This is a genomic window from Bacillus sp. 01N42_2, assembly GCF_056399565.1.
In genome coordinates, this window is the sequence record NZ_JBFTRO010000003.1 from 287778 (window position 1) to 313419 (window position 25642).

The 25642-nt window shown below is 46.9% G+C and carries 27 protein-coding genes and 2 other annotated features; of the genes, 2 read left to right on the plus strand and 25 right to left on the minus strand.

What is annotated here, in order from left to right:
• Positions 1–6 precede the first annotated feature (6 nt).
• The 17 genes from AC1DN5_RS09030 to AC1DN5_RS09110 all read right to left on the minus strand — a co-directional run bounded on the left by AC1DN5_RS09030 (position 7) and on the right by AC1DN5_RS09110 (position 15296).
• Positions 7–585: a sporulation initiation phosphotransferase B gene (locus AC1DN5_RS09030; protein WP_366969124.1), complete on the minus strand. Its 579-nt coding sequence runs from the start codon at positions 583–585 to the stop codon at positions 7–9.
• Positions 586–902: 317 nt separating this feature from the next.
• Positions 903–1187 (minus strand): 50S ribosomal protein L27, encoded by a 285-nt coding sequence (gene rpmA / locus AC1DN5_RS09035; RefSeq protein WP_003152662.1) that lies wholly within the window; start codon positions 1185–1187, stop codon positions 903–905.
• A gap of 12 nt (positions 1188–1199) precedes the next feature.
• The gene (locus AC1DN5_RS09040; RefSeq protein ID WP_012118103.1) at positions 1200–1541 is read right to left on the minus strand and encodes a ribosomal-processing cysteine protease Prp; all 342 of its coding nucleotides are present in this window, start codon (positions 1539–1541) and stop codon (positions 1200–1202) included.
• 2 nt (positions 1542–1543) lie between these two features.
• On the minus strand, positions 1544–1852 hold the full coding sequence (gene rplU / locus AC1DN5_RS09045; protein WP_016938787.1) for a 50S ribosomal protein L21: 309 nt from the start codon (positions 1850–1852) through the stop codon (positions 1544–1546).
• Between the two features lie 13 nt (positions 1853–1865).
• Positions 1866–1939, minus strand: a sequence feature (ribosomal protein L21 leader region).
• Between the two features lie 60 nt (positions 1940–1999).
• Positions 2000–2866 (minus strand): M50 family metallopeptidase, encoded by an 867-nt coding sequence (locus tag AC1DN5_RS09050; protein ID WP_366969658.1) that lies wholly within the window; start codon positions 2864–2866, stop codon positions 2000–2002.
• Entirely contained in the window at positions 2859–3662 is an 804-nt protein-coding gene (locus AC1DN5_RS09055; protein ID WP_016938785.1) for a M23 family metallopeptidase, read from the minus strand. Before AC1DN5_RS09055 ends, AC1DN5_RS09050 begins: the two co-directional genes overlap by 8 nt.
• Before the next feature lie 126 nt (positions 3663–3788).
• Entirely contained in the window at positions 3789–4592 is an 804-nt protein-coding gene (gene minD / locus AC1DN5_RS09060; RefSeq protein WP_016938784.1) for a septum site-determining protein MinD, read from the minus strand.
• A gap of 2 nt (positions 4593–4594) precedes the next feature.
• Positions 4595–5275 (minus strand): septum site-determining protein MinC, encoded by a 681-nt coding sequence (minC, locus tag AC1DN5_RS09065; RefSeq protein ID WP_016938783.1) that lies wholly within the window; start codon positions 5273–5275, stop codon positions 4595–4597.
• 53 nt (positions 5276–5328) lie between these two features.
• Positions 5329–5847 (minus strand): rod shape-determining protein MreD, encoded by a 519-nt coding sequence (gene mreD, locus AC1DN5_RS09070; RefSeq protein ID WP_016938782.1) that lies wholly within the window; start codon positions 5845–5847, stop codon positions 5329–5331.
• The gene (gene mreC / locus AC1DN5_RS09075; protein ID WP_016938781.1) at positions 5844–6707 is read right to left on the minus strand and encodes a rod shape-determining protein MreC; all 864 of its coding nucleotides are present in this window, start codon (positions 6705–6707) and stop codon (positions 5844–5846) included. The genes mreD and mreC overlap by 4 nt, the downstream gene beginning before the upstream one ends.
• A gap of 30 nt (positions 6708–6737) precedes the next feature.
• Positions 6738–7751, minus strand: a complete 1014-nt coding sequence (gene mreB / locus AC1DN5_RS09080) for a cell shape-determining protein MreB (protein ID WP_003152647.1) — start codon at positions 7749–7751, stop codon at positions 6738–6740.
• 91 nt (positions 7752–7842) lie between these two features.
• The gene (gene radC / locus AC1DN5_RS09085) at positions 7843–8538 is read right to left on the minus strand and encodes a RadC family protein (RefSeq protein WP_016938780.1); all 696 of its coding nucleotides are present in this window, start codon (positions 8536–8538) and stop codon (positions 7843–7845) included.
• A 31-nt stretch (positions 8539–8569) separates the two neighbouring features.
• Entirely contained in the window at positions 8570–9139 is a 570-nt protein-coding gene (locus tag AC1DN5_RS09090; protein ID WP_366969123.1) for a Maf family protein, read from the minus strand.
• 143 nt (positions 9140–9282) lie between these two features.
• The gene (locus tag AC1DN5_RS09095; RefSeq protein ID WP_366969122.1) at positions 9283–10284 is read right to left on the minus strand and encodes an SPOR domain-containing protein; all 1002 of its coding nucleotides are present in this window, start codon (positions 10282–10284) and stop codon (positions 9283–9285) included.
• Positions 10285–10410: 126 nt separating this feature from the next.
• Positions 10411–11163, minus strand: coding sequence for a prepilin peptidase (locus AC1DN5_RS09100; RefSeq protein WP_366969121.1), 753 nt, complete (start codon positions 11161–11163; stop codon positions 10411–10413).
• Positions 11164–11302: 139 nt separating this feature from the next.
• Positions 11303–12595 carry a bifunctional folylpolyglutamate synthase/dihydrofolate synthase gene (locus AC1DN5_RS09105; RefSeq protein ID WP_366969657.1) on the minus strand — a complete coding sequence of 431 codons (1293 nt, stop codon included), beginning with the start codon at positions 12593–12595 and terminating at the stop codon, positions 11303–11305.
• Positions 12596–12653: 58 nt separating this feature from the next.
• Positions 12654–15296 (minus strand): valine--tRNA ligase, encoded by a 2643-nt coding sequence (locus AC1DN5_RS09110; RefSeq protein WP_016938775.1) that lies wholly within the window; start codon positions 15294–15296, stop codon positions 12654–12656.
• Between the two features lie 58 nt (positions 15297–15354).
• Positions 15355–15576 (minus strand) — a binding site (T-box leader).
• Positions 15577–15747: 171 nt separating this feature from the next.
• Between AC1DN5_RS09110 and AC1DN5_RS09115 the strand changes: the two genes are divergently transcribed.
• A complete protein-coding gene (locus tag AC1DN5_RS09115; RefSeq protein WP_016938774.1) occupies positions 15748–15939 on the plus strand; it encodes a hypothetical protein in 192 nt (63 codons plus the stop codon).
• A 14-nt stretch (positions 15940–15953) separates the two neighbouring features.
• Here the strand turns inward: AC1DN5_RS09115 and ysxE are convergent, their stop codons facing one another.
• The 8 genes from ysxE to hemA all read right to left on the minus strand — a co-directional run bounded on the left by ysxE (position 15954) and on the right by hemA (position 24942).
• Positions 15954–16976: a spore coat protein YsxE gene (gene ysxE / locus AC1DN5_RS09120; protein ID WP_029575361.1), complete on the minus strand. Its 1023-nt coding sequence runs from the start codon at positions 16974–16976 to the stop codon at positions 15954–15956.
• Between the two features lie 33 nt (positions 16977–17009).
• Positions 17010–18560, minus strand: a complete 1551-nt coding sequence (locus AC1DN5_RS09125; RefSeq protein WP_366969120.1) for a LysM peptidoglycan-binding domain-containing protein — start codon at positions 18558–18560, stop codon at positions 17010–17012.
• A 132-nt stretch (positions 18561–18692) separates the two neighbouring features.
• Positions 18693–19982, minus strand: coding sequence for a glutamate-1-semialdehyde 2,1-aminomutase (gene hemL / locus AC1DN5_RS09130; protein ID WP_016938771.1), 1290 nt, complete (start codon positions 19980–19982; stop codon positions 18693–18695).
• A 28-nt stretch (positions 19983–20010) separates the two neighbouring features.
• Complete coding sequence (gene hemB, locus AC1DN5_RS09135) at positions 20011–20985, minus strand: porphobilinogen synthase (protein ID WP_366969655.1); 975 nt, start codon at positions 20983–20985, stop codon at positions 20011–20013.
• A 2-nt stretch (positions 20986–20987) separates the two neighbouring features.
• Positions 20988–21770, minus strand: a complete 783-nt coding sequence (locus tag AC1DN5_RS09140; RefSeq protein ID WP_366969119.1) for a uroporphyrinogen-III synthase — start codon at positions 21768–21770, stop codon at positions 20988–20990.
• Positions 21760–22701 carry a hydroxymethylbilane synthase gene (hemC, locus tag AC1DN5_RS09145; protein WP_016938768.1) on the minus strand — a complete coding sequence of 314 codons (942 nt, stop codon included), beginning with the start codon at positions 22699–22701 and terminating at the stop codon, positions 21760–21762. Before hemC ends, AC1DN5_RS09140 begins: the two co-directional genes overlap by 11 nt.
• Positions 22702–22736: 35 nt before the next feature.
• A complete protein-coding gene (locus AC1DN5_RS09150) occupies positions 22737–23567 on the minus strand; it encodes a cytochrome c biogenesis protein (protein WP_016938767.1) in 831 nt (276 codons plus the stop codon).
• Between the two features lie 7 nt (positions 23568–23574).
• Positions 23575–24942: a glutamyl-tRNA reductase gene (hemA, locus tag AC1DN5_RS09155; protein WP_016938766.1), complete on the minus strand. Its 1368-nt coding sequence runs from the start codon at positions 24940–24942 to the stop codon at positions 23575–23577.
• Positions 24943–25138: 196 nt separating this feature from the next.
• Between hemA and AC1DN5_RS09160 the strand changes: the two genes are divergently transcribed.
• Positions 25139–25630 carry a hypothetical protein gene (locus AC1DN5_RS09160; RefSeq protein WP_016938765.1) on the plus strand — a complete coding sequence of 164 codons (492 nt, stop codon included), beginning with the start codon at positions 25139–25141 and terminating at the stop codon, positions 25628–25630.
• Positions 25631–25642: the final 12 nt, after the last annotated feature.

A 25642-nucleotide genomic window follows, 5' to 3' on the forward strand; every position in this document is an offset into this window, starting at 1 on the left:
AAACCGCTAGTTCATTCCAATTTCGGCCACACATTCATGGCCGGTCAGCTCAAATTGCATGACATCAAAGTCCTCATACCGCGATTTGCGAAATTCATCAAACACATCTGCATTCGCAATCGTTCCATGAAAATCGAGATATACAATAAGCTGTCTGTCAGGGTGATCCGTCTGCAGCGATACGGTCAGATGATTTTCACTTTCATTGCTTACCGCCAGACCGAACAGATGAAACAGTTTTCTCATCAGGTTCGACAGCTTTTGATCATATGCCGATAAATCTTTAATTTCTCCGAGCACTTCGTATTCGAGCCTCATATAACGGGACTTCCAATTAAATGTAAGAAAGTCAAACGCCAAGTGCGGGATTTTCAGGTTTGAGAGCTTTGACTCGTGCTTTGCATCTATGACCATTTCGTCGATTATTTCAACGACCCTGTGATACTTCTGCAAACTTAAGTTTCCTTTTATCAGCTGCAGCTTATTCATCCAATCATGACGGAAATGGCCCATTAATTGGATCAGCTCATTAATCAGAGCCGCATCGCTTACAGGTTCTTCTTGTTTCTTCGATACATCCTTCATTTTCGCACTCCCAATCGTTTAATTTCTTTTTAGGAGTCTTGATAAGTGTGTACTATGAATTATAACAGAGAAGGCTTTGTTAAAAAAACACTTGTTTTTCCTGGTTCATCATGTTCCTTTTTCGGATCGCATGCACTGCGGATGCCAGGCAGAAACATTTTTGGTATCACTGCTTGGGGAACATATCCAGTGGGTATGAGAAGCTGATGTCCTCATTCAAGGCGGGGTTCACTCACGCATCCTCTGCTTTTCATTCTTGATGTTACTCCGCTTACTGCAAAAAAAACTCCAGTCAACGACCGGAGTTTTTTGTGTCATTATTGAGCTACAGGATATACGCTCACTTTTTTGCGGTCACGGCCGAAACGTTCGAATTTAACAGTTCCGTCGATTTTAGCAAAAAGAGTGTCATCTCCTCCGCGGCCCACGTTTTCACCTGGGTAGATTTTCGTTCCGCGTTGACGGTAAAGGATAGATCCGCCTGTTACGAATTGACCGTCTGCACGTTTAGCGCCTAAACGTTTAGATTCAGAGTCACGTCCGTTCTTTGTAGAACCTACACCTTTTTTAGAAGCGAAAAACTGAAGATCTAATCTAAGCATGTAACTCACCTCCTATATTTGGTTTGCAGTCAACCGTAAGTGTTCACTGTAATCCCGCTCGATCGTTTCAAGAGAAACAATCATGCCTTCAATCAGCAGCTGCGCTTTTTGCAAAGCTTCCTGATCAGCGGCTTCAGGGAATTCAAAGTAGAAATAACCCCCGTCCTCGCCTATATCAAGAATCGGTTCGAGAGGAGCCAGCGCGATAACCGCATTGACCGCCCCGAAAACGACAGCCGTAACCCCGGCGCAAACGAGATCTCGTCCATGTTCAGCAAAATCGGCATGTCCCGTCATTTCAAAGGACAAAATGCCCCCGTCATTTCGGGATCTTCGAATTGTTGCCTCAATCATGCTTACGCGTTGATTTTTTCGATTGTCAATTTAGTATAAGGCTGACGATGACCTTGTTTTTTATGAACATTTTTCTTTGCCTTGTAACGGAAAACAGTGATTTTTTTCGCACGGCCTTGTTTTTCAACTTTAGCTGTAACTGTCGCGCCTGCAACTGTTGGGTTGCCGACTTTCACGCTGTCTCCGCCAACAAACAATACGTCTTCAAACGTCACTGTTTCACCTGCTTCAGCAGCAAGTTTTTCGATGTAAACAGTTTGACCTTCTTCAACTTTGATTTGTTTTCCGCCTGTTTTAATGATTGCGTACATTCTCTGCACCTCCTATTAGACTAAGACTCGCCAGCAACAGGGGGCTTTAAAGCTCTTATCACCTGTCCCGAGCGGTTGTAGCATTGGTGCTACATATCCATAACATTAAAAAATATATCAGACCTAAAGAGATATGTCAATCTATTTCTAGTAAGGCAGCAGCAGGTCTTCCATGGAGGAATCTGTCCGTTTATCGGCAAAATATGCATGAAGCACTTCATTTTCATCAAGCTGGCTGATCTTCTCGCCGGCTTTTTCTATGATAATGGGATGCTTGCAGCCCCGTTTAAATTCGGCCATGACATGCTTTACTTTGGCATCGGCTGCGACAGTCAAAGGATGCAGCATGGCGACATCGCGGTTTTTACCGTAATATCTCTCTAAAAGAAACCTCAGCTGAATATAATGCCGCTTGCGGTATTCATCCCATAAAGAAGCGGCGAGAAAGACGAACAGCACCCATGCGCTGACCTGGAGGGGGACGGCCAGCACAATCCAGCAGCAGAGCAAAAGCGCAAAAACGGCTGATGTCTGCAGGCTGAGGAGATGCGCTTTTTGAAAAGCCATTTGTTTAGAGAAGTATAAAAACACAAACTTTCCGCCGTCAAGCGGCCAGATCGGCAAAAGGTTGATGAAAAGAATGGAGAGATTATAAAAGGTAAACATCTCAAATGTCTGCTGACTTGTAAAGCCGGACATAAAAAGGAGCCAGGCTGCCGCCTGAAGCCACACATGCTGGAGCGGGCCCGCCAGAATGACCGCGAATTCCTCTTTAAGCGGCCGGTTTCCGTGCTCCTCCACCTCAACCGTCCCGCCGAAAGGGAGCAGAAAGACGCGTTTAATGCGCCACGAAAAAAACACAGCCAGAGCAGCATGCCCCAGCTCATGAACGGATACGACCAGCAAAAGACACAGCAGCGCTTTAATGTGCCCCGTCAGAAGACCAAGCCCCATGATAATCCAAAGAAAAGGATGGACATGAATTTTGAAGAGAAGGCTGAGCCATTTATTCATCAAATGTGATCACCTGAATCGGATCTATGAATTTATCGCCATCCTGAATCGCGAAATAATACTGTCCTTTACTTTTATCGTTAAGCTTGATCGAACCGATCTTTTTTCCTTTATCGACAAAGTCATACAATGATACGTCAACATCTTTGAGCCGGCCGTAAATGCTGCTTGTATTGTCGGCATGCTGCACCTTCACAGTCAGCCCTGTTTTTTCATCTTTGCTCACTTCCGTAATGTAGCCTTCTTTTACGCTGTCAATGGCTTCACTGGCCGTTTCAACAACGACGCCTTCTCCGTTATTCTGAAAGTTCTGCTGGATTTTCCCCGCGGCGGGAACGGCCATATCCTGGCTGACCGCTACCTGACCGTCCTTCTTTTTCGTTCCCGGGGTGAGAAAAGCGAGCGGGTTTCCGAATGAGGATACAAACCAATGATTCACGGCAGCAAACTGAAATTCTTTTTGAAAGGTTTGTGCAATCGCCGGTTTAATCTGACTCAGCGGCAGTTTGTCAGTTTTATAGGCGATAGCGGAAATCAGTACGAGACAGGCGGCCAGCAGGCATTTCAAAATAATAGAATGAGCGTTGATCAATGGATGCCGTCCGTTAAATTCGGGCGGATGTTCCGTTTGATATTCATAGTCCGGAAGGAGCCTGTGCTTTTCCTGCTCCTTGACCGTCTGCCATGCGGGAGGCTTCTGCGGTCGGGCATTTTGAACGAAAGTCCGTTTTGGTTCAGGGCGCGGTTTTCTCCTTTTGGCCAGTCTTTTTCTAATTTCATCAGCTCTGTGACTCATCGCCATCATCCTTTGCAATCGTTGGGTTTGTACATCTTATGTCTTGTCCATTGCAAATATGCGCTCTTAAAAAACAAAAAAGACCTGATAAGCTGGGCTTTATCAGATCTTTGTATTCCAGTATATTTATGAACGCACGCCGAAAAACGACTTGATTTTCGCCATCATCCCTTTTTGCTGCTCTTCAAGCACCTGCAAAGGAACGGATTCTCCTAAAATACGCCGGGCGATATTGCGGTAAGCAATGCTGGCGCGGTTTTTAGAATTCATGGCAATCGGTTCGCCGATATTTGAAGCTCTGATCACTTCATCATCGTCAGCAACGATTCCGAGGAGATCAATAGACAGATGATGAACAACCTCATCCACATCCATCGTGTCACCGTTTTTCATGAGGTGATTTCTGATGCGGTTGACGATGAGGCGCGGCGGTTCAATATCTTCCTGCTCCAAAAGTCCGATAATGCGGTCAGCGTCCCGAACCGCTGATATTTCCGGCGTCGTCACCACAATCGCCTTATCAGCTCCGGAAACGGCATTTTTATAGCCTTGTTCAATTCCGGCCGGACAATCGATAATGACATAATCAAATTCCTGCTTGAGCTCCTGCACAAGCGATTTGATCTGCTCAGGGACAACAGCCGTTTTGTCGCTTGTCTGGGCAGCCGGCATTAAATGAAGCAGGTCATCAAAACGTTTGTCCTTGACAAGCGCCTGATGCGTCTTGCATCTGCCTTCAATTACATCTACTAAGTCGTAAATAATTCTGTTTTCAAGACCCATTACGACATCAAGGTTGCGCAGTCCGATATCTGTGTCTACCAGACAGACGCGCTTCCCTAAAATGGCTAAGGCGGTACCGAGGTTTGCAGATGTTGTTGTTTTACCTACTCCGCCTTTTCCCGAAGTTATTACGATAGCCTCACCCAATTTCACATTCCTCCCTCAAGCCTTGTTAGATCAGGTCTTAAATGAGCCAATTGTTGAAGGCGTTCAATGACCATATTTCCGTCAGTATCTAAATAAGCACATTCCATGTCGTTCCCTTTTTGAATGTGGTCTGGGGAGCGATTTAACACATGATTGATCCTCAATTGTGTCGGCATCATTTCGGATGCGGCGATCACAGCCCGGTTATTTCCGTTATAACCCGCATGGGCAATCCCTTTTAATGAACCGAGAACAAATATATTTCCTCCGGCTCTGATCGTACCGCCGGGATTCACATCTCCGATTAAAAGCAAATCTCCCGTTACGTGAAGCACCTGACCTGAACGGATGATTTTAGAAACAGAAACAATTTCCTGCTCCTCTTTCATCCGCTGCGCTTCTTCTTTGGCGATGACTTCACTGTCAATTGAATGCACGACTAAATCTTTCTTTGACGCGATCAGATCAGTCAGCTGCTCTGCCTGTTCCTGATACAGATACCGATGCCCTAGTTTGATATGAACACTGATTTTTTGGCCTTTGCCATCAGTATATTGTTCAATCGACAGCATATTTTGAAGACCATCGAGAAGCTCATCAAAAGAACACGCATCATCCAGATGCAATGTTAAGCCGTTTTTTGTTCCTTTTATTGTTACATATTGCTGCTTTTTGGTCTTCATCAATGTTCACCTCAACAACATACTCTTTTCGTCAAAAAAAGATAAAATCCTTTTTACTCATCTCTTAATTCTTTCTTCAGACTTATATAAAACAGCCTAAAGGGCAGGACTAATATAATGGCTCCCGCAATATTCAGCACAGCAGTCGGCAAAAACCGCTGAATGACAAAGTCGTTAAACGTCATTGTGCCGCTGCGGATTAACGTCTGAATGCCGTAAACGTAAAATTCAAGCACACATACGCTCAGCACAGCGACCAGAATGACCATCAGGGCATTTGTCTGCAGCACTTTAAACGCTTTGGCCGCCAGGTAGCATAAACCGGCAAAACCAAACATATAAACGCCTAAAACACCCGTATAATTGATGTCATAAAGAAGTCCGAAAATGAGACCGTAGATCACCGCATGCTTTTGGTTGATATAAGCGGACATAAAAATCAGCGCAAGCAAAAGAAAATGCGGAACGACCTGCTGCTCGTCGGAAACGAAAGGAAAATGCACCAGATCTGTATAGATGCTTTCCGCACAAAAGACCAAAATCATAATCAAAGGGAGAAGGAAACGTTTCACGATCCTTCCTCCCCTGTTGCTACGCTTCGATTGACAACGATGACATGGTCAAGATCATACAGGTTGGCAGCCGGTTTAACGTAAGCGATTTTCGTCAGGCCGTAAGCATCTGATTCGACATCGGTTACTTCGCCGACCGTCAGCCCTTGAGGAAATACGCCGCCCGTTCCGGAGGTCTCCACAAGGTCGCCTTTTTTCACTTCGCGTTTTTCATCCGGTTCAAGGATGGTCATTTTCAGGGTCTGTTTCTTTTTATCATACCCCTCAATTAAACCGTAGCCTTTGCTTCCCTTTTTGCCGGAGATTTTGGTGGCCACTCTGTTGTTGCGGTCAACATCGCTCAGCAGCTGAACGGCTGATGTGAAACTGTTGAGTCCGCTGCTTTTGATCTTCCCGACAAGCGCACCCTTTTCGTTTGTGACCGCCATGTCCTTGGCCACTTTCTGCTTCGTTCCTTTATTGATCATGATCTGCTTGTACCATTGATCAGGATTTCTGGCGATAACGGTCGCTAAAATCGGATCATAGTCGGAAATCGATTTGACATGTCCGAGTTCATCACGCAGCTTCTTGTTTTCATCTTTGAGTTCTTGGAGCTTCGCTTCATATTGTGTCTGTCCGTCCAGCTTTTGTCTTAAGCGTTCGTTTTCTTTGTACGTGTTTTTCAGGTCTTTTATGTCCCCGAAGAACCCTGCAAAATATTCGGCAGGCGTGTGAAAAATATTTTGAAATACTCCCGTCGTATCACCGATCAGCTTTTCAGGCCAGGTGGTATTACGGCCGTTCTTCAGCGAGAATCCAATCATAGCCACCAATATGATAATACACAGAAGTAATAGCATTAACCGTTTGTTCGGCATCGTGATACACCTCTTCTATTTAACTCCTGATTATCTTGTTTTTCCTTTGAAAAGATGGATGTGCTCCAGTGCTTTTCCAGTGCCGATCGCAACACAATCCAGCGGATCTTCAGCGATAAGTACAGGCATTTTCGTTTCGTCGCTGATGACTTTGTCGAGATTGCGGAGCAGGGCGCCTCCCCCGGTTAACACAATACCTCTGTCCATAATGTCAGCGGCCAGCTCAGGCGGTGTTTTTTCAAGCGTGCTCTTCACCGCGTCAACGATTGAAAGAACTGTATCACGCAGGGCATTTGCAATTTCCGTTCCCGTAATTTCGATCGTTTTCGGCAGACCTGTCAGAAGGTCGCGGCCGCGGATTTCCATTGACGCGTTTTCTTCACCGGTTTCTGCTGAACCGATTTCCATTTTAATGGCTTCCGCCGTACGGTCACCGATCATCAGATTATATGTTTTTCTGATATAGCTGATGATTGAGTCGTCCATTTCGTCACCGGCTACGCGGATTGACTGAGACGTGACAATGCCTCCTAATGAAATGATCGCCACTTCAGTTGTTCCGCCGCCGATATCAACGACCATGCTGCCCGTAGGCTCCCATACAGGAAGATTCGCGCCGATTGCTGCCGCAAACGGTTCTTCAATCGGATAAGCGTCGCGTGCGCCCGCTTGTCTTGTCGCGTCAATGACCGCCCGTTCTTCAACGGCAGTAATACCTGACGGCACACACACCATAACGTACGGCTTTCTCGCAAATAATCCTTTATTTTTCACAGCCTGATTAATGTAATATTTCATCATTGTCGCAGTTGTTTCATAATCAGCGATAACGCCGTCTTTCATCGGACGGAGCGCAACCACGTTGCCCGGAGTTCTTCCGATCATGTTTTTCGCATCGTTACCGACCGCAACGATCGATTTCGTATCCGTTTGCAGAGCAACGACTGACGGCTCTCTCACAACAATTCCTTTACCTTTAACAAACACAAGCGTATTCGCAGTTCCCAAATCTATACCAAGGTCTCTTGTACCAATTCCGAACATATGTATGTATCTTCCTTTCTTAAAGCAAAAATACCCTAAAGGGAAAAACTCATAAAATCTATTATATCTTAAATCAACGAAAAAAAAAGTGTTACAAATATCCTTTTTCCTTTAAACTCACAAATTTTTTGTCACCAATGACCAAATGATCGAGCAGCTCGATGCCGATTAAATTTCCGCACTCAAAAAGCCGCCTGGTTACCTCTATATCTTCCCTGCTCGGTGTAGGATCTCCTGAAGGATGATTGTGAACGCAAATGAAGGATGCGGCGGATCGTTTGAAAGCTTCTTTAAACACCTCCCGCGGGTGGACAATAGATGAATTCAGACTTCCGATAAAAACGGTGCGTTTATGAATGACTTGATTTTTAGTATTTAAATATAAACAGACAAAATGCTCCTGGGATAAAAAGCGCATATCCTCCATCACATACTTCGCCCCGTCTTCGGGAGAACGGATGACCCGGTGCTCCCCGGCGGCAGTCTTATGAATACGGCTGCCCAGCTCAATTGCGGCAAGAATCTGAACGGCCTTCACCGTGCCGATTCCGGGAATGCTGGAAAGCTCCTGAGCAGAAGCGCCTTTTAACAGGCGCAGTCCGTCAAACGTCCGCAGCAGCCGGTGAGAGAGGTTCATGACGGACTCGTGTTTCGTTCCCGTCCGCAGCAGGATGGCAAGCAGTTCATTGTTAGACAGATGTTCGGCTCCGAAGTGCAGAAGCCGCTCTCTCGGTTTTTCATTTTCGGGGAAATCTCTTAATTTTAACGGCAGATCACGGATGATCAACCCCTCCTTGTTCCCCTTCCCGGTTTGAACATCAAGCTTTTATATTAAATTCTTTCAGGGCTCTCATTGTTTTAGCGACAGGAAGCCCGACGACAGAATAGAAATCACCGTCTATTTTTTTCACTAAAAGCGCGCCTTTTCCTTGGATGCCGTATGCACCTGCTTTATCCATCGGTTCTTTAGTTTCAATGTAGAGCTGTATTTCGTCTTCACTGAGCGGCCAAAACGTCACTTCCGTCGTGTCACAGAACGTTTCTTTCCGGTCATGCGTCTGAATGCTGACCGCCGTAATGACTTGATGGCTTCGGCCGGAAAGCCTCCGCAGCATGCGTGCCGCTTCTTCTCTGTCACGCGGCTTGCCGAGGCACTCGCCGTCTATGCACACCATCGTGTCAGCGCCGATAACGGCTGCATCGGGATTTTCGGCCAATACAGCACCGGCTTTTTGCTCGGCCAAACATTGGACGTTTTCTTCCGGCGAAAGGTTTCGATTTAATTTTTCATCTGTGCGGCTCGCAATAATGCTGTAAGGAATCTGAAGAAGATTAAGGAGTTCTTTTCTTCGCGGAGATTGTGATGCGAGTATTAAGCGTTTTGTCATGATTGTCATCCTTTCAGGGTTTGCTTAAGAAAAAAAGATACTTGTCTATCCTACCAAATCAAACGGGCAACCACAATTTCAGAAAAATAACTTTTTGATGACAAAATAAAAAATCCCGCCGGATGACGGGAATTGAGAGATTATTATTTCACAACGCTTAAAAGCTGTTTTTGAGCTTTCCAGCCGGATTCGGAACCGGACGTTTCCAGTTCTTTCAGCGCTTGAAGCACGGCCTCTTTCTGCTTTTTGTCAGCTGCGTCTGCGCCGTCTGCGGCTTTGGCTGCTTCAGCCACATCCGTTTTTGAAATGTCTTTGCCGGTAATCGCTTTGGCCGAGAGCTCAGATGCTTGTTTAAAAGAGCCTTCCAATCCTGAATCGACCGCAAAGCTGAGCTCTTTTCCGCCCCAAGCCTCAAAATCATGGTCTATCAGTGTCTGGCCCAATTGCTGTGATAAGCTTTTTTCCGCTGCAAGACCCGCGATCACGTATGTGTACCCGTCTTCTTTTGCCAGAGAGACAGCCGAGTATCCTTTTTCAGTCAGCTGGTCAACAAGCGTTTGCGCTCCTTTTTCTGATGAGAATTTTCCGGCCTGCACCGCAAATGTTTTATAGTTTCCGTCTGACTGTTCCGCGTTTCCTGTGCCGCTTGTTTCTGATTTGTCTTTTGAAACGTCTCCCGCTTTCACCGTCTGTCCTTGTGAACCTTTGTCAGCGGAGGCGGGGGCGGAGGCTTCTTTACTTCCCGACATATTTAAGGCGACAAGGCCGAGGCCGGTGCCTAAAACAGCCGCAACGGCAATTGTCGTGACCGCTTTTTTAACTGGAGATGACGGCTGCTTCTTTTTCGGAAAATGAGGACCCGTGTTTTTCTTCTGGTATGGCGGGACGACTTTCGGATCGTCTTCAAATACCTCTTGATTCTTCTCATCATCCCAATTGAAATCTTCTTCTTTCGGATCTTCATGAGATGCTGCAATCTCCTGCTCCGCCTTCTTTGTTTCTTCCCAATTTGAAAATGTGACGGTTTTCTCCCCGCCTTCATTCACATCTTCTTGTCCATACATCGTTTCTTCTTTTCCGTTAATCGTTACTTTAAGGGCATTGTTTTTGGCTTTGCTGTTCTTTTTGCTTTTCCTTTTTTTCAACGTCTCTTCCCCCTTGCATTCGTCTTGGCCGTACCTTGAACTGATCATGGTTCACACTTTAGCATAGGCGTAAAAAAAAAGAACAAGACTTTTGTCGTCTTGTCCAAAAAACGTTCGCCAAATTTTTCAAGCACCGCCTGAAGCGAGTGTGATGTAAAACGCGAACAGCTCTTCACCGTATAAGTAACTCACAGCGCTCCCGGCTGCGATGGCCGGCGCAAACGGGTAAGGCTGCTTTTTACCAAGCCTGCCCCCCGCTGCGGCGCACATACCGTATACGGCTCCGATTATAACGGAAAGAAAGAATGCAATAAGGACGAGCTTCACACCGAGCGCAAGCCCGATCACTCCAAACAGCTTCACATCACCTGCGCCGATGCCTCCTTTACTGACAAACATGATAAAAACAAGCAGAGCAAATCCGCAAACAGCTCCGGCAAACCCCGCATACCATGAATCCAGCGGAGAAAAAATACGGCCGGCGATAAAAAGCGGAAGAAAAAACAGCAGAACCTTGTCAGGAATCAGCATATATTGCAGATCCGTCACAGTAACAATCATCAGCAGAGACAGAAATAACAGCGCGATTAGCAGCTCTTTTGAGAAACCGAAATGGATACCGGCAGCCGTGAATAAACATGCCGTCCAGCATTCCGCTGCCGGATACATCACTGACAGCTTCGTACGGCAGTGTCTGCACCTTCCTCTTTGCAGGATATAGGAAACAACGGGCACAAGCTCCCCCCAGGAGAGCGGCAAGCCGCAGAACGAACAGGATGAACGCGGCGAAATAACCGAGATTCGAAGCGGAATACGGCATGCGACTGTATAAAAAAAAGAACCGAAAATCAGACCGAGAACAAACAGAATGAAAAGCACTCAGATCACACCTTTTCTATCAATCTGGCTCAGATTGTAGCATAGAAAAATATCATGCCTGAAATGGCTGAAAATGTGTTTTCCTCATAAAAACACCCGGCAAAACCGTAAAATGGCTTGCCGGGTGTTCCAGGGGCTGTCAGATCAGCCGCTTTCTCATTTCTGAAATAAAGTATAGAGAACCGGTAATGATGATGACATCATCCGCTCCGTCTTTTTGTTCTATCCACTCTTTCACACTGTCCGGGTTCTCATCAAAGCTCTTATCCGCAAGACCGCTTGCATTGTAAAGGTCTTCGGCGCTTGCGGCACGCAGAAAGTCAAATGACGCAAAATGAATGGAATCTGCTTCGGTTTCAAGCTTTTTAATCATTTCCTGATACGGTTTGTCTTTTAATGCGCTGAATACGACATGGACGCTTTTATCGGCAAATCGCTGCCTGATCGTTTCTGTCAGCGTATCAACGCCTTCTTCATTATGGGCGCCGTCCGCAAACACTAAAGGGCGGCTTTGAAGCTGTTCAAACCGGCCCGGCCATGAAGCTTTTTTCAGACCGTTTCGCAATGCTTCTTCAGAAATGGCAGTGATTTTCAGGCGATTCAGCCATTCAGCGGCCAATATCGCCAAGGCCGCATTCTGCCTTTGATGAATGCCGATCAGCGACGTTTGAACGTCCTCATAACATTTCGTTTCCGTTTCCAGCGAAAAGCTTTCGCCGGACGGAAGCGCCGCACCATTAAACAGTCTGCATGTTTTATATAGCGACTGGCACGGAGCCTGCTTTTCTTCGGCCTCCGCTTCAATAACGCCGAGTGCTTCCGGCTGATTGACACCTGTAATGACCGGAGTGGCATTTTTAATAATACCGGCTTTCTGCCCGGCGATCTCCTCGATGGTATTGCCTAAAATCGCCATATGGTCATGTCCGATGCTTGTAATGACCGACAAAAGCGGTTTCACAATATTGGTTGAATCGAATGTGCCGCCGAGCCCCGCTTCAAAAATAACAAAATCGATATCATCCCGCTTCGCAAAATATAAAAATGCACACGCTGTAATGATTTCAAATTCTGTCACCGTTCCGGCATCGGTTTTATCAATCTCATCGACTATCGGTTTGATTTCATTAACGAGCGCTCTCCATTCCTCATCAGAAATCGGCGTGCCGTTTACGCTGATACGCTCATTGAACGTAATGATGTAGGGAGATGTGAATGTGCCGACCGTATAACCGGCTTCTTGAAGCACGGAACGGATAAAAGAGACTGTGGAGCCTTTGCCGTTTGTGCCCGCGACATGAATGGCGCGGATGTTCTTTTCCGGATGTTCCAATTTTTCCATCAGCCTTTCCATACGGAGAAGGCCCGGCTTAACGCCGAACTTAAGTCTGCCGTGAATCCAGCTGATCGCTTCTTTGTACGTATTAAACAATGAAATCCCCTCTTTTATACAACAAGGCGGTTTCATAGGAAACCGCCCCGCTGTTTTATCAGCCTTTCAGCTCTGCGATCCGCTGCCGGACAGCTTCGCGTTTTGCCGTGTAGTCTTTCTCTTTTGCGCGTTCTTCTTCAATGACTTGCTCAGGAGCTTTTTTGATGAATCCTTCGTTGCCGAGTTTTTTCTGAACGCGTTCGACTTCTTTTGTCAGCTTGTCGAATTCTTTTTGCAGACGGGCGATTTCCTCATCGATGTTAATCAGCCCTTCAAGCGGCAGAATCACTTCCGCTCCGGTGACGACCGCTGTCATCGCTTTGTCTGCCGCGGTGATATCCGTCCCGATTTTCAGCGTGCTCGGATTTGTGAAACGCTCAACGTAAGAACGGTTCTTCTCAAGGCGTCCGGCAATATCTTCCGTAGATGTTTTAATGTAAAGTTCAACCTGTTTGCTCATCGGCGTGTTAACTTCACTTCGGATATTGCGGACAGAACGGATTAATTCAACAAGCAGTTTCATATCCGCCGCTGCCTCTTTGTCCGTATGTTCCGGAACCGGAACAGGCCAAGAGCTGATCGTGATTGACTCGCCTTCATGAGGAAGGTGCTGCCAGATTTCCTCTGTTAAGAACGGCATAAACGGGTGCAGAAGACGCATCGTCTGGTCAAGCACGTAAGCAAGAACAGAGCGGGTTGTTTTCTTCGCCGCTTCATCTTCCCCGTACAGCGGAAGCTTCGCCATTTCGATATACCAGTCGCACACATCGTCCCAGATAAAGTTGTACAGATGGCGTCCGACTTCACCGAATTCATAACGATCCGCAAGCTGGGTAACGTCTTCAATCGTTTCATTCAGTCTTGTAAGAATCCACTTATCAGCAACTGATTTTTCACCGGACAGATCAAGTTCGTCATACGTCATGCCGTCCATGTTCATTAAAGCAAAACGGGAAGCGTTCCAAATTTTATTTGCGAAATTCCATGTGGATTCCACTTTTTCATAGCTGAAACGGAGATCCTGCCCAGGTGAGCTTCCGGTTGCCAGGAAGTAGCGCAGTGAATCCGCTCCGTACTTGTCGATGACATCCATCGGATCAACGCCGTTCCCAAGGGATTTACTCATTTTTCTGCCCTGCTCGTCACGGATTAAGCCGTGGATCAGCACGTCTTTGAACGGGCGCTCACCTGTAAACTCAAGACCTTGGAAAATCATCCGGGATACCCAGAAGAAGATAATGTCATACCCTGTCACAAGCACATCGGTTGAGTAATAACGCTTAAAGTCTTCAGCATTTCCATCAGGCCAGCCCATTGTAGAAAACGGCCACAGCGCGGAGCTGAACCATGTATCAAGCACGTCTGAATCCTGTTCCCAATTTTCGCTGTCCTCAGGCGCTTCAAGGCCGACATACACTTCTTTTGTTTCTTTATGATACCAAGCCGGGATGCGGTGGCCCCACCAAAGCTGACGGGAAATACACCAATCACGGATGTTTTCCATCCAGTGCAGGTACGTTTTCTCGAAACGGTCAGGAACGAAGTGAACTTTCTCTTCTTTCGACTGAAGGTCAACCGCCGCATCGGCCAGCGGCTGCATTTTGACAAACCATTGTGTGGACAGATACGGCTCAACAACGGCGCCGCTTCTCTCACTGTGTCCGACTGAATGCATATGGTCTTCGATTTTAAAGAGAACGCCTGTCTCCTGAAGGTCTTTGACGAGTTTTTTGCGGCATTCAAACCGGTCCATTCCGTTATATTGCAGCGCTTTTTCATTCATTGTTCCGTCTTCATTCATGACGAGAATCCGTTCTAAATTGTGGCGGTTTCCGAGTTCAAAGTCATTCGGGTCATGGGCAGGCGTGATTTTAACGGCTCCTGATCCGAATTCCATGTCTACGTAATCATCGCCGACGATCGGAATTTCGCGGTTTGTAATCGGCAGAATCACCGTTTTGCCGATTAAGTGCTTGTAGCGCTCATCTTCAGGATGAACCGCGACAGCCGTGTCGCCAAGCATCGTTTCCGGACGGGTGGTCGCGATTTCAATTGAGCCTGAACCGTCTGCTAACGGATAGCGCAAATGATAAAACGCGCCCTGTACGTCTTTGTAAATCACTTCAATATCGGACAAAGCCGTTTTTGTGGCAGGGTCCCAGTTGATGATATATTCGCCTCTGTAAATCAAACCTTTTTCGTACAATTTGACGAATACTTCACGCACGGCTTTGTTCAGCCCTTCATCAAGAGTAAAACGTTCGCGCGAATAATCGAGCCCGAGCCCCATTTTGGCCCATTGGCTGCGGATGAAATCAGCGTACTCTTCCTTCCACTTCCACGTTTCTTCAAGAAACTTTTCGCGGCCAAGGTCATAGCGGCTTGTACCCTGTTCGCGGAGTTTCGCTTCGACTTTTGCCTGAGTGGCAATCCCGGCGTGATCCATCCCCGGAAGCCAGAGCACGTCATAGCCCTGCATACGTTTCATACGCGTAACGATATCTTGCAGCGTCGTATCCCACGCATGACCGAGGTGTAGCCTGCCCGTCACGTTCGGCGGCGGAATGACGACAGAATACGGCTGTTTTGTTTGATCGCCGCCCGCTTCAAAATATTTTCCTTTCAGCCAAAAATCATAGCGGCCTTTTTCAATCGCAGACGGATCATATTTTGTCGGCATTGTTTGTTCGTTTGTATCCATGATAACCCTCCAGCATGTTTAGAAATGGCTGAGCAACTAAAAAAGAGCCTTCATCCTGATAAAGGACGAAAAGCTCTTTCGCGGTACCACCTTTTTTCATGAACAGATTTGTTCATGCACTTAAACGGATAACGGGTGCGGCCCGAATTTCTCTACTGTATGTTCAAGAAATTATGCTCCCGGGCGACCTTCCAATGAGACGGCATAAGAAGCCTTTCAGCACAGTAGCTTCTCTCTCTTCATGCGTCTTTCTTGTACTCTTCCCGTTCAAAGCAGGTGTATTTATATCAGCTCATGATCTTATTTATTATGTTCTTTATTATAGTAAAAGTGTTTTTGTTTCGTCAATCATCTTTTCCAAAAACCGCTGCCGTCATACATAAATGGGCATGCACCCCGCCCTTTCCCTCACATACGATACAAAGAAAGGCGAATGTAAGGAGGAATTGCCGTGAGAAAAAAATTCAATTCTTATTCGCTCCCCCCGTGGGCCAGACAGGTCCGCCTTGTATCAGCGCAAGTCATTGTACCGATTACGATCTTTCAGGGGATCAGGACGATTTTCTTTCCGACGACTTTTGACGTCCTGCTGCTTGCCATCCTGCTGTTTTTAGCATGCGCCCTGCATTTGGAATGGATATAAAAAAACGAGTCCCGCTATGAAGAGGACTCGTTTTCCGCCTTTCTTTTTTTCTCCTGCTCAATCTGATACACCTTCATGAGAAAAGGTTCAACATTTTTCATCTGCCAAAACGCTCTTAATAACTGCGTGCACTCTTCTTTCTCAGAACCCCTTTGGGCGGTTTGATACCGTTTCAGCACTTTGTACATGCCGCTCGGATAAGCCATATAGCTGAGGAACAGGCTGATTTCCGCTTCACGGAGGGGGAATGATTTGTGATACGTATAAAACCATTCAAGGCACTCCGGACACGCTTTCGGATAGCTTCTGAACATTCTGGAGTAAAAGCCGAGCAGATCATTTTGCGGAGGTCCGAGCCCGGCTTTCTCGAAATTTGTAAAAAAGCCCGTTCCCACATCATTATATAGAAAATGGCGGCTCGATAAGCTGCCGTGATTGATCACCGCTCTCGTTTTGTCATGATCCTTTGCCGCGTCAAACCATTCCTCCAGACGTTCAAGAGCAAAATTAACGGCTGAAACCGTTTCTGTAAGATACGTAACAGCCTGCAATTCAAAAGGAGAAAGGTACCACTCTTTTTCCGCCCGGTCGGCAAATTGTTCATAGACGAGCTTATCATTTTCCCAATCTCTTTTCGTCAGTTCATAAAAGCCGCTGATGTCTTCAGTCCGGATTTGGATGTCCCTCACGGTCGCGGAATGGAGCTTCGCCACCTCTTTAAAAAGGTAAACATGTTTTTGATCCCGTTCTTCTTCCTGATCGTACTGAAGCCAGGGCATTAAATAATAAGACGCCTCCGTCCGGCTTCCCGCAAAAAAATCGCCTGCATGCGTGCGGTAAATCGGAACAAATGAACGGTAGCCTTTCTCCTCAATCTCAATCATATAGTCCGTAAATTCACTGCTGCGGGCCGGCTTGAGCTGTTTCAAAGCAAAAATGCCGTGGTTTGAGTAGACTTTCCATACATGCGGGCTGACAGGCTCAATATACTCGGCCGCCAGCCCGTATTCCTGAAGCACTGATTGGACTGCTTCCATTCCATTCACCACATTTTTACGGCCTCTTTGTGCTTACGCATGGCTGTTATTATATTCAGGTATATACAGAAGCTGACCTTCTTCCAGTTCGTCATCAAACGATAAAGCATTCGTTCTGATGAGCTGCTGGGATGTGATGTCATATCGTTCACACACCCGGTCGATTGTATCTTGCTGCTGTACGATGCAGATTTTCATTCTTGAAAACTTTTCTTCTTCTCTTGTAAATAATTTCGTCAAATAATGAGAGTTGTCATTTTCCTTCTGCTCCGTTTTCGATGCCGCTTCTTGATTCTCTCTTGCTTTAAGCGGCTCAGACGGCTCAGATGCCGCCGGTTCCTCAGGAGGCAGTTTGGAAAACTGAAAGGACAAATCAAGAGGCTCCCCGGTTTCCTCCTCCGGCTGCGCCATCTTCCTCACCTCAACTTCAAATCCTTCATCAGCCTGAGCTTCTTCCTCAAGAAACTTAGGTGCGCTGTAAAATTCCTCTTCCCGCGGTTCCGGAACGAACTCGCGATAAGCAGGCGCCTGCTCTTCTTCAAAAACCGCAGGCTCATCTTCGGCTTCTTCCGCCTCCTCTTGATCACTCTGACGGAGAAGCGGTTCGGCCTCAGGCTCCTCTTCTTTTTGAAGGACGGGCTGTTCCTCAATCTCTGCTTTATCGGCATGCGGGGTCAGAGTAAAAGCAGGGGAAAACGGTTCAACATCATTTGCTGTTTCTTCAAGCATTTCCGCTGAATCATCCTCAGATACAGGTTCACTCCTCTCAGCCGCCATGATTGCAGGCTCCTCAAGCTCCTCAGCCTCTTCCGGCTCTTCTTCCTCCAGGATGGCAGCGGGAGGGGGAGGCTCAGTATATGAGACAGGTTCCGGCGCCTCTTCCAGCCTCAGAACAGGGGCAGGTTCTTCAGTTTCCTCAGCCTCCTCTTCTTCCTCCTGCCTGAGTATAGGCGGAGTCTCTTCCTCATTCTCCCCGGCTTCTTGTGCCGCTTCTTCTGATAGAGCCAGGGGTTCTTCAGCTTCAGGCAGAGGTTCTTCATGCCTATGGCGTATCACTAATTCAGGTTCGTTTTCTTCCTCAGAGCGATGGTCAGCCAGATTGATCATTTCTTCTCTGGCAAATTCAGGCGCCACATACAGAGGGATCTCCGGCTCTTCTGGCTCGGATTCCTCAAGCAGCCCTTCAATTGCCAAATCAGCCTGAATGGTTAAAATCCTTGAATCCGTTAACTGATAATCAAAGGCATCAATAAAAACGAAAACGTCATTGAGGTGGCTCACTTTATTTTTCGGAATCGTGATGTCCACCGGGAAGCAATGAAGGAGCTCAGCTGTGCCATCCTCCCTCGCCCTCACTTCCTCTACATGTCTCAGCTCTCTTCCAAGCTCTTCGAATTGACTGCTGTGATCTATGTTGTACTCGCCAGTAAGTTCTAATGATCCTTTAATTGAGACATAATCATTTACTTCCTGCACCCTGATATCAGGGTCTAATGAAATCGAAAGTAATTCAGAAACTTCCTGTCCTTTTTGGAAACAGATTGATTCTTCAACAGAAAATTGCAACCGGTGATTATGCGGCAAGTTCATATCCTCCTTTCATCTAATCCTTACAATTAGATGTCACTAAAGGTGTATGCCGCAATATGGATAAATATGATAAGGGAGGCATTGAAAAAAGCCGATACAAGACTTGCTTGCATCGGCTTTTCGGTATCAGCGGCTGATCGCCTGGAACACTTTCTCAGCGGCTTGAATGGTTTTTTCGATATCCTCCATTGTATGCGCAGTGGAGAGAAACAATCCTTCAAATTGAGACGGCGGCAGAAATACGCCTGCGTCAGCCATCCCTTTATAATATTTGGCGAACAGCTTTAAATCAGATGATTTGGCTGTTTCATAGTTAATGACAGGCTCGTTTGTGAAAAAGAATCCGATCATTGAACCCGCACGGTTAAACGTGTGCGGAATCCCATGTGCTTCAGCGGCTTTTGAAATGCCTTCTTCAAGCATATCGCCTTTTTTCACAAATTCTTGATAAGATTCAGGTGTGAGCTGCTGTAACGTCTCAAGTCCCGCTGTCATGGCAAGCGGATTCCCTGACAAGGTTCCCGCCTGGTAGATCGGACCGCTCGGAGCGATTCTTTCCATGATTTCGGCTTTGCCGCCATACGCACCGACAGGAAGACCGCCGCCGATGACTTTGCCGAGACAAGTTAAATCAGGCGTCACGCCGAAATATCCTTGCGCACAGTTATAGTCCACGCGAAAACCGGTCATAACCTCATCAAAAATGAGCAGCGCGCCATATTGTTCCGTAATGTCACGAAGCCCTTGTAAAAACCCTTCCTGCGGCGGAACAACGCCCATATTGCCGGCTACCGGCTCAACAATGACTCCGGCGATATCTTCACCGTACTCCCGGAATGCGAGTGCAACGCTTTCCAAGTCGTTGTACGGAACGGTAATCGTATTCATCGCAATCCCTTCAGGTACACCCGGGCTGTCCGGAAGACCGAGTGTCGCCACTCCCGATCCCGCTTTGATCAGCAGTGAATCACCGTGGCCGTGGTAACAGCCTTCGAATTTTAAAATTTTGTTGCGGCCGGTATATCCTCTTGCCAGACGAAGGGCGCTCATTGTCGCCTCTGTGCCGGAGCTGACCATCCGCACGATTTCAACAGACGGCACACGGTCAATGACCAATTTGGCCAGTTCGTTTTCCACTTCAGTGGATGCCCCGAAACTTGTCCCGTTTTCTGCTACTTTTTTCAGGCTTTCAACGACGCGGTCATTGGTGTGGCCCAAAATGAGCGGTCCCCAGCTCAGCACATAGTCAATATATTCATTGCCGTCAATATCAAAAATTTTCGATCCTTTGCCGCGCTGCATAAAAATCGGATCCATATCAACTGATTTAAACGCGCGCACCGGACTGTTCACTCCGCCCGGCATCAGTTTCTGCGCTTCTTTAAAAGCGGCTTTTGATTTTTCATAGCTTCTCATCTGCCTCAGCTCCCGTCAAATGAAATCGTTACTCAGCAAGCCATTTTGCTGCGTCTTTTGCATGATACGTCATAATCAGATCAGCGCCTGCACGTTTCATGCTCGTTAAAATTTCAAGCACCATTTCTTTTTCTTTAATCCAGCCGTTCTGGGCTGCAGCTTTCACCATGGAATACTCCCCGCTCACATTATAAGCGACCAGCGGCAGGTGATGGCGGTTTTTCACATCACGCATAATATCTAAGTATGACATAGACGGTTTGACGATTAAAAAGTCAGCGCCTTCTGCGGTGTCTGATTCTGCCTCACGAAGCGCTTCCAGGCGGTTGGCCGGATCCATCTGATAAGTTTTTCGGTCGCCGAACTGCGGTGTGCTGTCAGCCGCGTCGCGGAACGGACCGTAAAATTCACTTGAATATTTCACTGCATAAGACATGATCGGAATATTTGTGAACCCTTCTTTGTCAAGCGCTTCTCTGATTATTGTGACGAAACCGTCCATCATATTTGAAGGAGCGATGATGTCAGCGCCTGCTTTGGCCTGGCTGACGGCTGTCTGAGCCAGCAATTCAAGCGACTCGTCATTGAGGATTTCTCCGTCTTTGACGACGCCGCAATGGCCGTGGTCCGTGTATTCACAGAGGCATGTATCAGCGATGACGATCATTTCAGGATAATGCTTTTTAATTTCAGCAATCCCTTTTTGCACAATGCCGTGATCGTGAAAAGCCTGGGTTCCGCAGGCGTCTTTTTCTTCAGGCACGCCGAAAACGATGACCGATTTAATGCCGAGTGATATCAGCTCAGCCATCTCATCCTTCAATAAATCAAGGGATACATGGTAAACCCCCGGCATGGAAGAAACTTCTTTTTTTCCTTCAAGCCCTTCAACGACAAATAGAGGGTAAATAAAATCTGAAGGGTGAAGACGTGTTTCTCTTACTAAATCTCTCATCGCAGCGTTCGCGCGCAAACGGCGGTGTCTGTTAAATGTTTGATTCATCATTATCTATCCTTTCCCGACATGCTGCACATGACGTCCAGCATGCCTTCAATCGTATAAGTGTCAGGCACATGGGATGAGATCCCGTATTCCAATAGCGCTTTCTCTGTCAAAGGGCCGATGCTGATATAGCTCGCACCGCTGTTTTTCCACACTATTTCTCCGTTTCCGACCGCATGCATAAACGTATGCACCGCGGATGAACTGGTAAACGTAATAAAATCAAAATGAGAGCGGGATGCAGCCTGTCTCAGCTCGTCCATGCCTTGTTCATCCTGAATGGTATTGTACAATACCCATTCCCTTATTTGATAGCCAAGCGGCTCAAGCTCCGCTTTTATGACATCGCGTGATAAATTGCCCTTTATCACTGAAATGGGTTCGGCAGCTGATGCGTGCCGTTTTAATGTATCAGCCAGACATTCGGCCACATACTCGTCAGGCATCGCATCCGTCCCGGCTCCCCGCTCTTTCAAGGCGCGCGCAGTCTTTTCACCGACGGCTGCGATTTTTTTCCGTCCGGAAAGCGCAAGACCGTGCCGATCAAGGTAGGAAAAAAAGAACCGGACGCCGTTTACGCTTGTAAACACAAGCCATCCCGGCTCAGAAAGGTCTTCCCGGAGACTGTCCGCGCATTCATCCGGGAGCGCTTCCTGAAAAGCGATCAGCGAAGCGGAAACAGCCGTTCCGCCGAGCGCCTCCACTTTTTTTCGAAACGGAGCGGCCTGTCTTTTGTTCCGGGTGACAAGCACGGTCTTTCCTTGTAAAGGAAGGTCATTTGCCATCCTGATCGAGCTCCTGTTTCACGCTGTCGATTAAGTCTTTCGCTCCTTTTTCAGACATCTGCGCCGCACAGCGTTTCCCGATTTCTTCCGGATCATGTCCCGCCGCTGTTTCTTTATAAATCGTCTTTCCGTCCGGAGATGCAACCAGACCGACCAGCTCAACTTCATCCCTGTCATTGACGGACGCATACCCGGCAATCGGCACCTGGCAGCCGCCTTCCATCGCGTGTAAGAAAGCCCGTTCGGCTGCCACCGTGCGCTGCGTATACTCATCGGTGAATTGCGCAAACAGCTTCAAAAGCTCCTCATCCGACTCTCTGCATTCAATGGCAAGAGCGCCTTGGCCGACCGCAGGCAGACAGCGGTCCGGTTCGAGGAATTCAGATACGACATCATCTTTCCAGCCCATTCTTGAAAGACCCGCAGCAGCTAAAATAATCGCATCGTAATCCTCCGTCTCAAGCTTTTGAAGTCTCGTATCTATGTTTCCTCTGATCCACTTAATAGTAAGATCAGGACGCTCAGCAAGAATCTGGGCGCTTCTTCTTAAACTGCTGGTGCCGATAATGCCGCCTTCTTTTATGTCCTCCAGCTTTTGATGCCCCTTCGAAATCAGCGCATCACGCGGATCCTCACGTTTTGGTATGCAGCCGATGACAAGACCATCAGGCAAAACAGCGGGCATGTCTTTCATGCTGTGGACCGCCATATCAATCTCCAGATGCAGCAGCGCCTGTTCAATCTCTTTGACAAACAAACCTTTGCCGCCCACTTTTGACAGTGTGACATCGAGGATGCGGTCGCCTTTTGTGACAATCTCCCGGATTTCAAAGTTATAGGAAGGATTCAATTCCTTCAGTTTGTTAATCACCCATTTTGTCTGGGTCATAGCCAGCTTGCTCCGTCTGGAACCTACCTTAATCGTTCTCATTTTCTTTCCTCCCGAATCTGTTTGGGCGCGTGACGTTAACTGAACCAATGGAATTGCGACAGGCTTCCGAGCAGGAAGTAATTAATCATCAGCACGAGAAAACATGCTGAATTCCATAACGCCGCCACTTTTCCCTGCAGTTCCTTAATCATTCTGATATATAAATAGTAGCTGTATAAAAGCAGCACAATAAACGAGCCGAGCACTTTTGAATCAAACCAGTACAGCGTTTCCAGAGACACATACGCCCAGATCACGCCTAATATCAGGCTTAACAGCAGCATCGGAACCCCGATGACATTTAAAACGTAAGCCATATAATCAAGTTTTGACAAATCTTCAATTCTCAACAGCCATTTTCCCCATTTTTTCTTCTTTAATAAAGAATATTGAAACTGATAAAGAAGCGAAAAGACAAAAGAAAGGGAAAACGCGCCGTATGAGAGAATCGCCATTGTAATATGAATGACCAAAAGCTCTGAGACCAGCTGGCCGGAAAAGGCGGCCGAATGCTGATCCGTCGGTGAAAATGTATGGATCGCAATCATCGAGAAACCGATGACATTCGTGAAAAACACGATAAAATCAACCCGCAGGATCTGCGTGACAACAAGTGAGAGCGTGACAAGCACCCACGCATAAAAGTAAAGGGCCTCTGTAATATTTAAGACCGGAAATCTGCCCGTCTTCCACATAAAGTAAGAAAGATAGACGGTTTGCAGAGTCCAGACAATAGAAAGCAACCAGAAGGCCATTTTCCCAGCCTTCCGGTTGTGTTGAAGAAAATCTATAAAGTAAAAAAGGACGCTTATTGCGTAAATCACAATTGTCGCTTCATTAAGCCTTGCCATTGCTGTATCAATCATACAGCGCTCACTCACTTACAAGCGGACGCAAGCCCGTTTTTGTTTCTGCCTTTTGAAGCGAATGAACCGTCTGGCGGTTATCCAGGCTTTTGTCCAGCTGACGGCCGGCTTCATCCTCAATATCGAAAATCTGCATAAACAGCTTCAGCTTTTCCTCAGAATCCGCTTCAGCCGCAAGCTCTTTCGCTTTCAGAATCGGATCGCGCAGCATTTGGTTAATGATGCTCTTCGTATGTTTGCTGAGAAGCTTTTTCTCTCTTACCGTCAGATGAGGCAGCTTGCGCTCAATGCTCTGCATCGTATCGGACTGGATAGACAGCGCCTTTTCACGAAGCGCCGAAATGACCGGCACAACGCCGAGCGTATTAAGCCACTGCTTAAACTCAACAATTGCCGCTTCAATGAACAGCTCGACTTTTTCAGCAGTTTCACGGCGTTCTTGTAAGTTGGCTTCAACGATTCCTTCAAGGTCGTCAATATCGTACAGAAAAACACCTTCAAGATCGTTCAGCGCAGGGTCAAGGTCTCTCGGAACAGCGATATCCACCATAAATAACGGGCGGCCCTTCCGCTGTCTGCCCGCTCTCTCCATCATATCTTTAGACACGACAAAATCACTTGCGCCTGTCGAGCTGATTAAAATATCAGCTTCAGCAAGTGCATGTTCAAGCTGGTTTAAGCTGCGCGCTTCTCCGGAAAAACGGTCAGCAAGTTCTTTTGCCTTTAAAAACGTTCTGTTGATGACCGTTACTTTCCCTATGCCCTGGCCGTGCAGGTTTTCTGCGGCAAGCTCGCCCATTTTTCCCGCACCGATAATCAAAATGTGCTTATTTGACAGAGAGCCGAAGATTTTTTTCGCGAGTTCAACGGCTGCGTAACTGACGGATACGGCATTGGCGCCGATATCGGTTTCAGCATGCGTGCGTTTACCGACGGTCACCGCCTGTTTAAACAGCTCATTGAAAATGGTGCCGATTGTCTTTTCTGTCTGCGCTGTTTTAAAGCTCGAACGGACCTGGCCGAGGATTTGCGTTTCTCCGATGACCATGGAATCCAAACCGCACGCCACTCGGAATAAATGCTCAATCGCCGCGTCGCTCTCATAAAATTTCAGAAACGGAGACAGCTCTTCTTTCGGCAGAGAAAACCATTCGGATAAAAATGTCTTTATATAATAACGGCCGGTATGAAGCTGGTCGACCACCGCATAAATTTCAGTGCGGTTGCAGGTTGACACGATAATGTTTTCAAGAACGCTTTTTTCTTCTTTTAAACGGAGCATCGCTTCTGCAAGCTCATCCGGCTGAAAACTTATTTTTTCGCGTATTTCAATAGGGGCGGATTTATAATCTACTCCCACAACAAGAATATGCATAGCCTTTCATGCACCCCCGTACATCGCATTTTATTTATAATCATTCTAACATAGAATTTATTATTTATAATGATTATAACATAGTTTCTTCGTGAAAATGTGAACAGATTTCAAACATGTTATGCTATAGTATAAAAAGCTTCGTTTCCTCTGTAATCATCATACTAAAAATCCTTTACTGCGGGTAGGTGACAGGATGAAAAAAACATCAATTTTATTACCGGGACTTCTGCTTGCCGCTTCATTATTCGCTTGGCTTCAGAGCGGACAGGTTCACCTGTTTGCAAATCAGGGAGAATGGCCAGTGCTCCTTATGCTTTTGGGCGCCGTACTCTTGTATCAGGGCAAAAAGGAAACTGCGGGATCTCACGTCCTAATCGGCATGCTTTTGTTCGGTATAGGTTTGCATTTTTTCGCCAAACCTGAGCTCTCATGGTGGCCGGGAGATTTTGAAATGCTGCTCTTTGTATTCGGGTTCTCCTTATTTGCGGCTGCCAGAAAAGAATATGTATACGAAGCGGCTGCCATGATTGGTTTTTCCCTCTTTTTATACTTCTTTAAACAAATTACGGCGTGGCTGGAATCCGTCCACATTCCGACCGAATATTTCAAAACATACTGGCCGTATGTTTTCATCGGAATCAGCCTTTTATTATTGTTTATCAAGCGGAACAAAACTATACGATAAAACCCAAAACGC

Excerpts from the sequence above, each read along its gene's own strand:
- AC1DN5_RS09030 (WP_366969124.1), bottom strand. The coding sequence starts at position 585 with ATGAAGGATGTATCGAAGAAACAAGAAGAACCTGTAAGCGATGCGGCT.
- rpmA (WP_003152662.1), bottom strand. The coding sequence starts at position 1,187 with ATGCTTAGATTAGATCTTCAGTTTTTCGCTTCTAAAAAAGGTGTAGGT.
- AC1DN5_RS09040 (WP_012118103.1), bottom strand. The coding sequence starts at position 1,541 with ATGATTGAGGCAACAATTCGAAGATCCCGAAATGACGGGGGCATTTTG.
- rplU (WP_016938787.1), bottom strand. The coding sequence starts at position 1,852 with ATGTACGCAATCATTAAAACAGGCGGAAAACAAATCAAAGTTGAAGAA.
- AC1DN5_RS09050 (WP_366969658.1), bottom strand. The coding sequence starts at position 2,866 with ATGAATAAATGGCTCAGCCTTCTCTTCAAAATTCATGTCCATCCTTTT.
- AC1DN5_RS09055 (WP_016938785.1), bottom strand. The coding sequence starts at position 3,662 with ATGAGTCACAGAGCTGATGAAATTAGAAAAAGACTGGCCAAAAGGAGA.
- minC (WP_016938783.1), bottom strand. The coding sequence starts at position 5,275 with ATGAAGACCAAAAAGCAGCAATATGTAACAATAAAAGGAACAAAAAAC.
- mreC (WP_016938781.1), bottom strand. The coding sequence starts at position 6,707 with ATGCCGAACAAACGGTTAATGCTATTACTTCTGTGTATTATCATATTG.
- mreB (WP_003152647.1), bottom strand. The coding sequence starts at position 7,751 with ATGTTCGGAATTGGTACAAGAGACCTTGGTATAGATTTGGGAACTGCG.
- AC1DN5_RS09090 (WP_366969123.1), bottom strand. The coding sequence starts at position 9,139 with ATGACAAAACGCTTAATACTCGCATCACAATCTCCGCGAAGAAAAGAA.
- AC1DN5_RS09110 (WP_016938775.1), bottom strand. The coding sequence starts at position 15,296 with ATGGATACAAACGAACAAACAATGCCGACAAAATATGATCCGTCTGCG.
- ysxE (WP_029575361.1), bottom strand. The coding sequence starts at position 16,976 with ATGGAAGCAGTCCAATCAGTGCTTCAGGAATACGGGCTGGCGGCCGAG.
- hemL (WP_016938771.1), bottom strand. The coding sequence starts at position 19,982 with ATGAGAAGCTATGAAAAATCAAAAGCCGCTTTTAAAGAAGCGCAGAAA.
- hemB (WP_366969655.1), bottom strand. The coding sequence starts at position 20,985 with ATGAATCAAACATTTAACAGACACCGCCGTTTGCGCGCGAACGCTGCG.
- AC1DN5_RS09140 (WP_366969119.1), bottom strand. The coding sequence starts at position 21,770 with ATGGCAAATGACCTTCCTTTACAAGGAAAGACCGTGCTTGTCACCCGG.
- hemC (WP_016938768.1), bottom strand. The coding sequence starts at position 22,701 with ATGAGAACGATTAAGGTAGGTTCCAGACGGAGCAAGCTGGCTATGACC.
- AC1DN5_RS09150 (WP_016938767.1), bottom strand. The coding sequence starts at position 23,567 with ATGATTGATACAGCAATGGCAAGGCTTAATGAAGCGACAATTGTGATT.
- hemA (WP_016938766.1), bottom strand. The coding sequence starts at position 24,942 with ATGCATATTCTTGTTGTGGGAGTAGATTATAAATCCGCCCCTATTGAA.
- AC1DN5_RS09160 (WP_016938765.1), top strand. The coding sequence starts at position 25,139 with ATGAAAAAAACATCAATTTTATTACCGGGACTTCTGCTTGCCGCTTCA.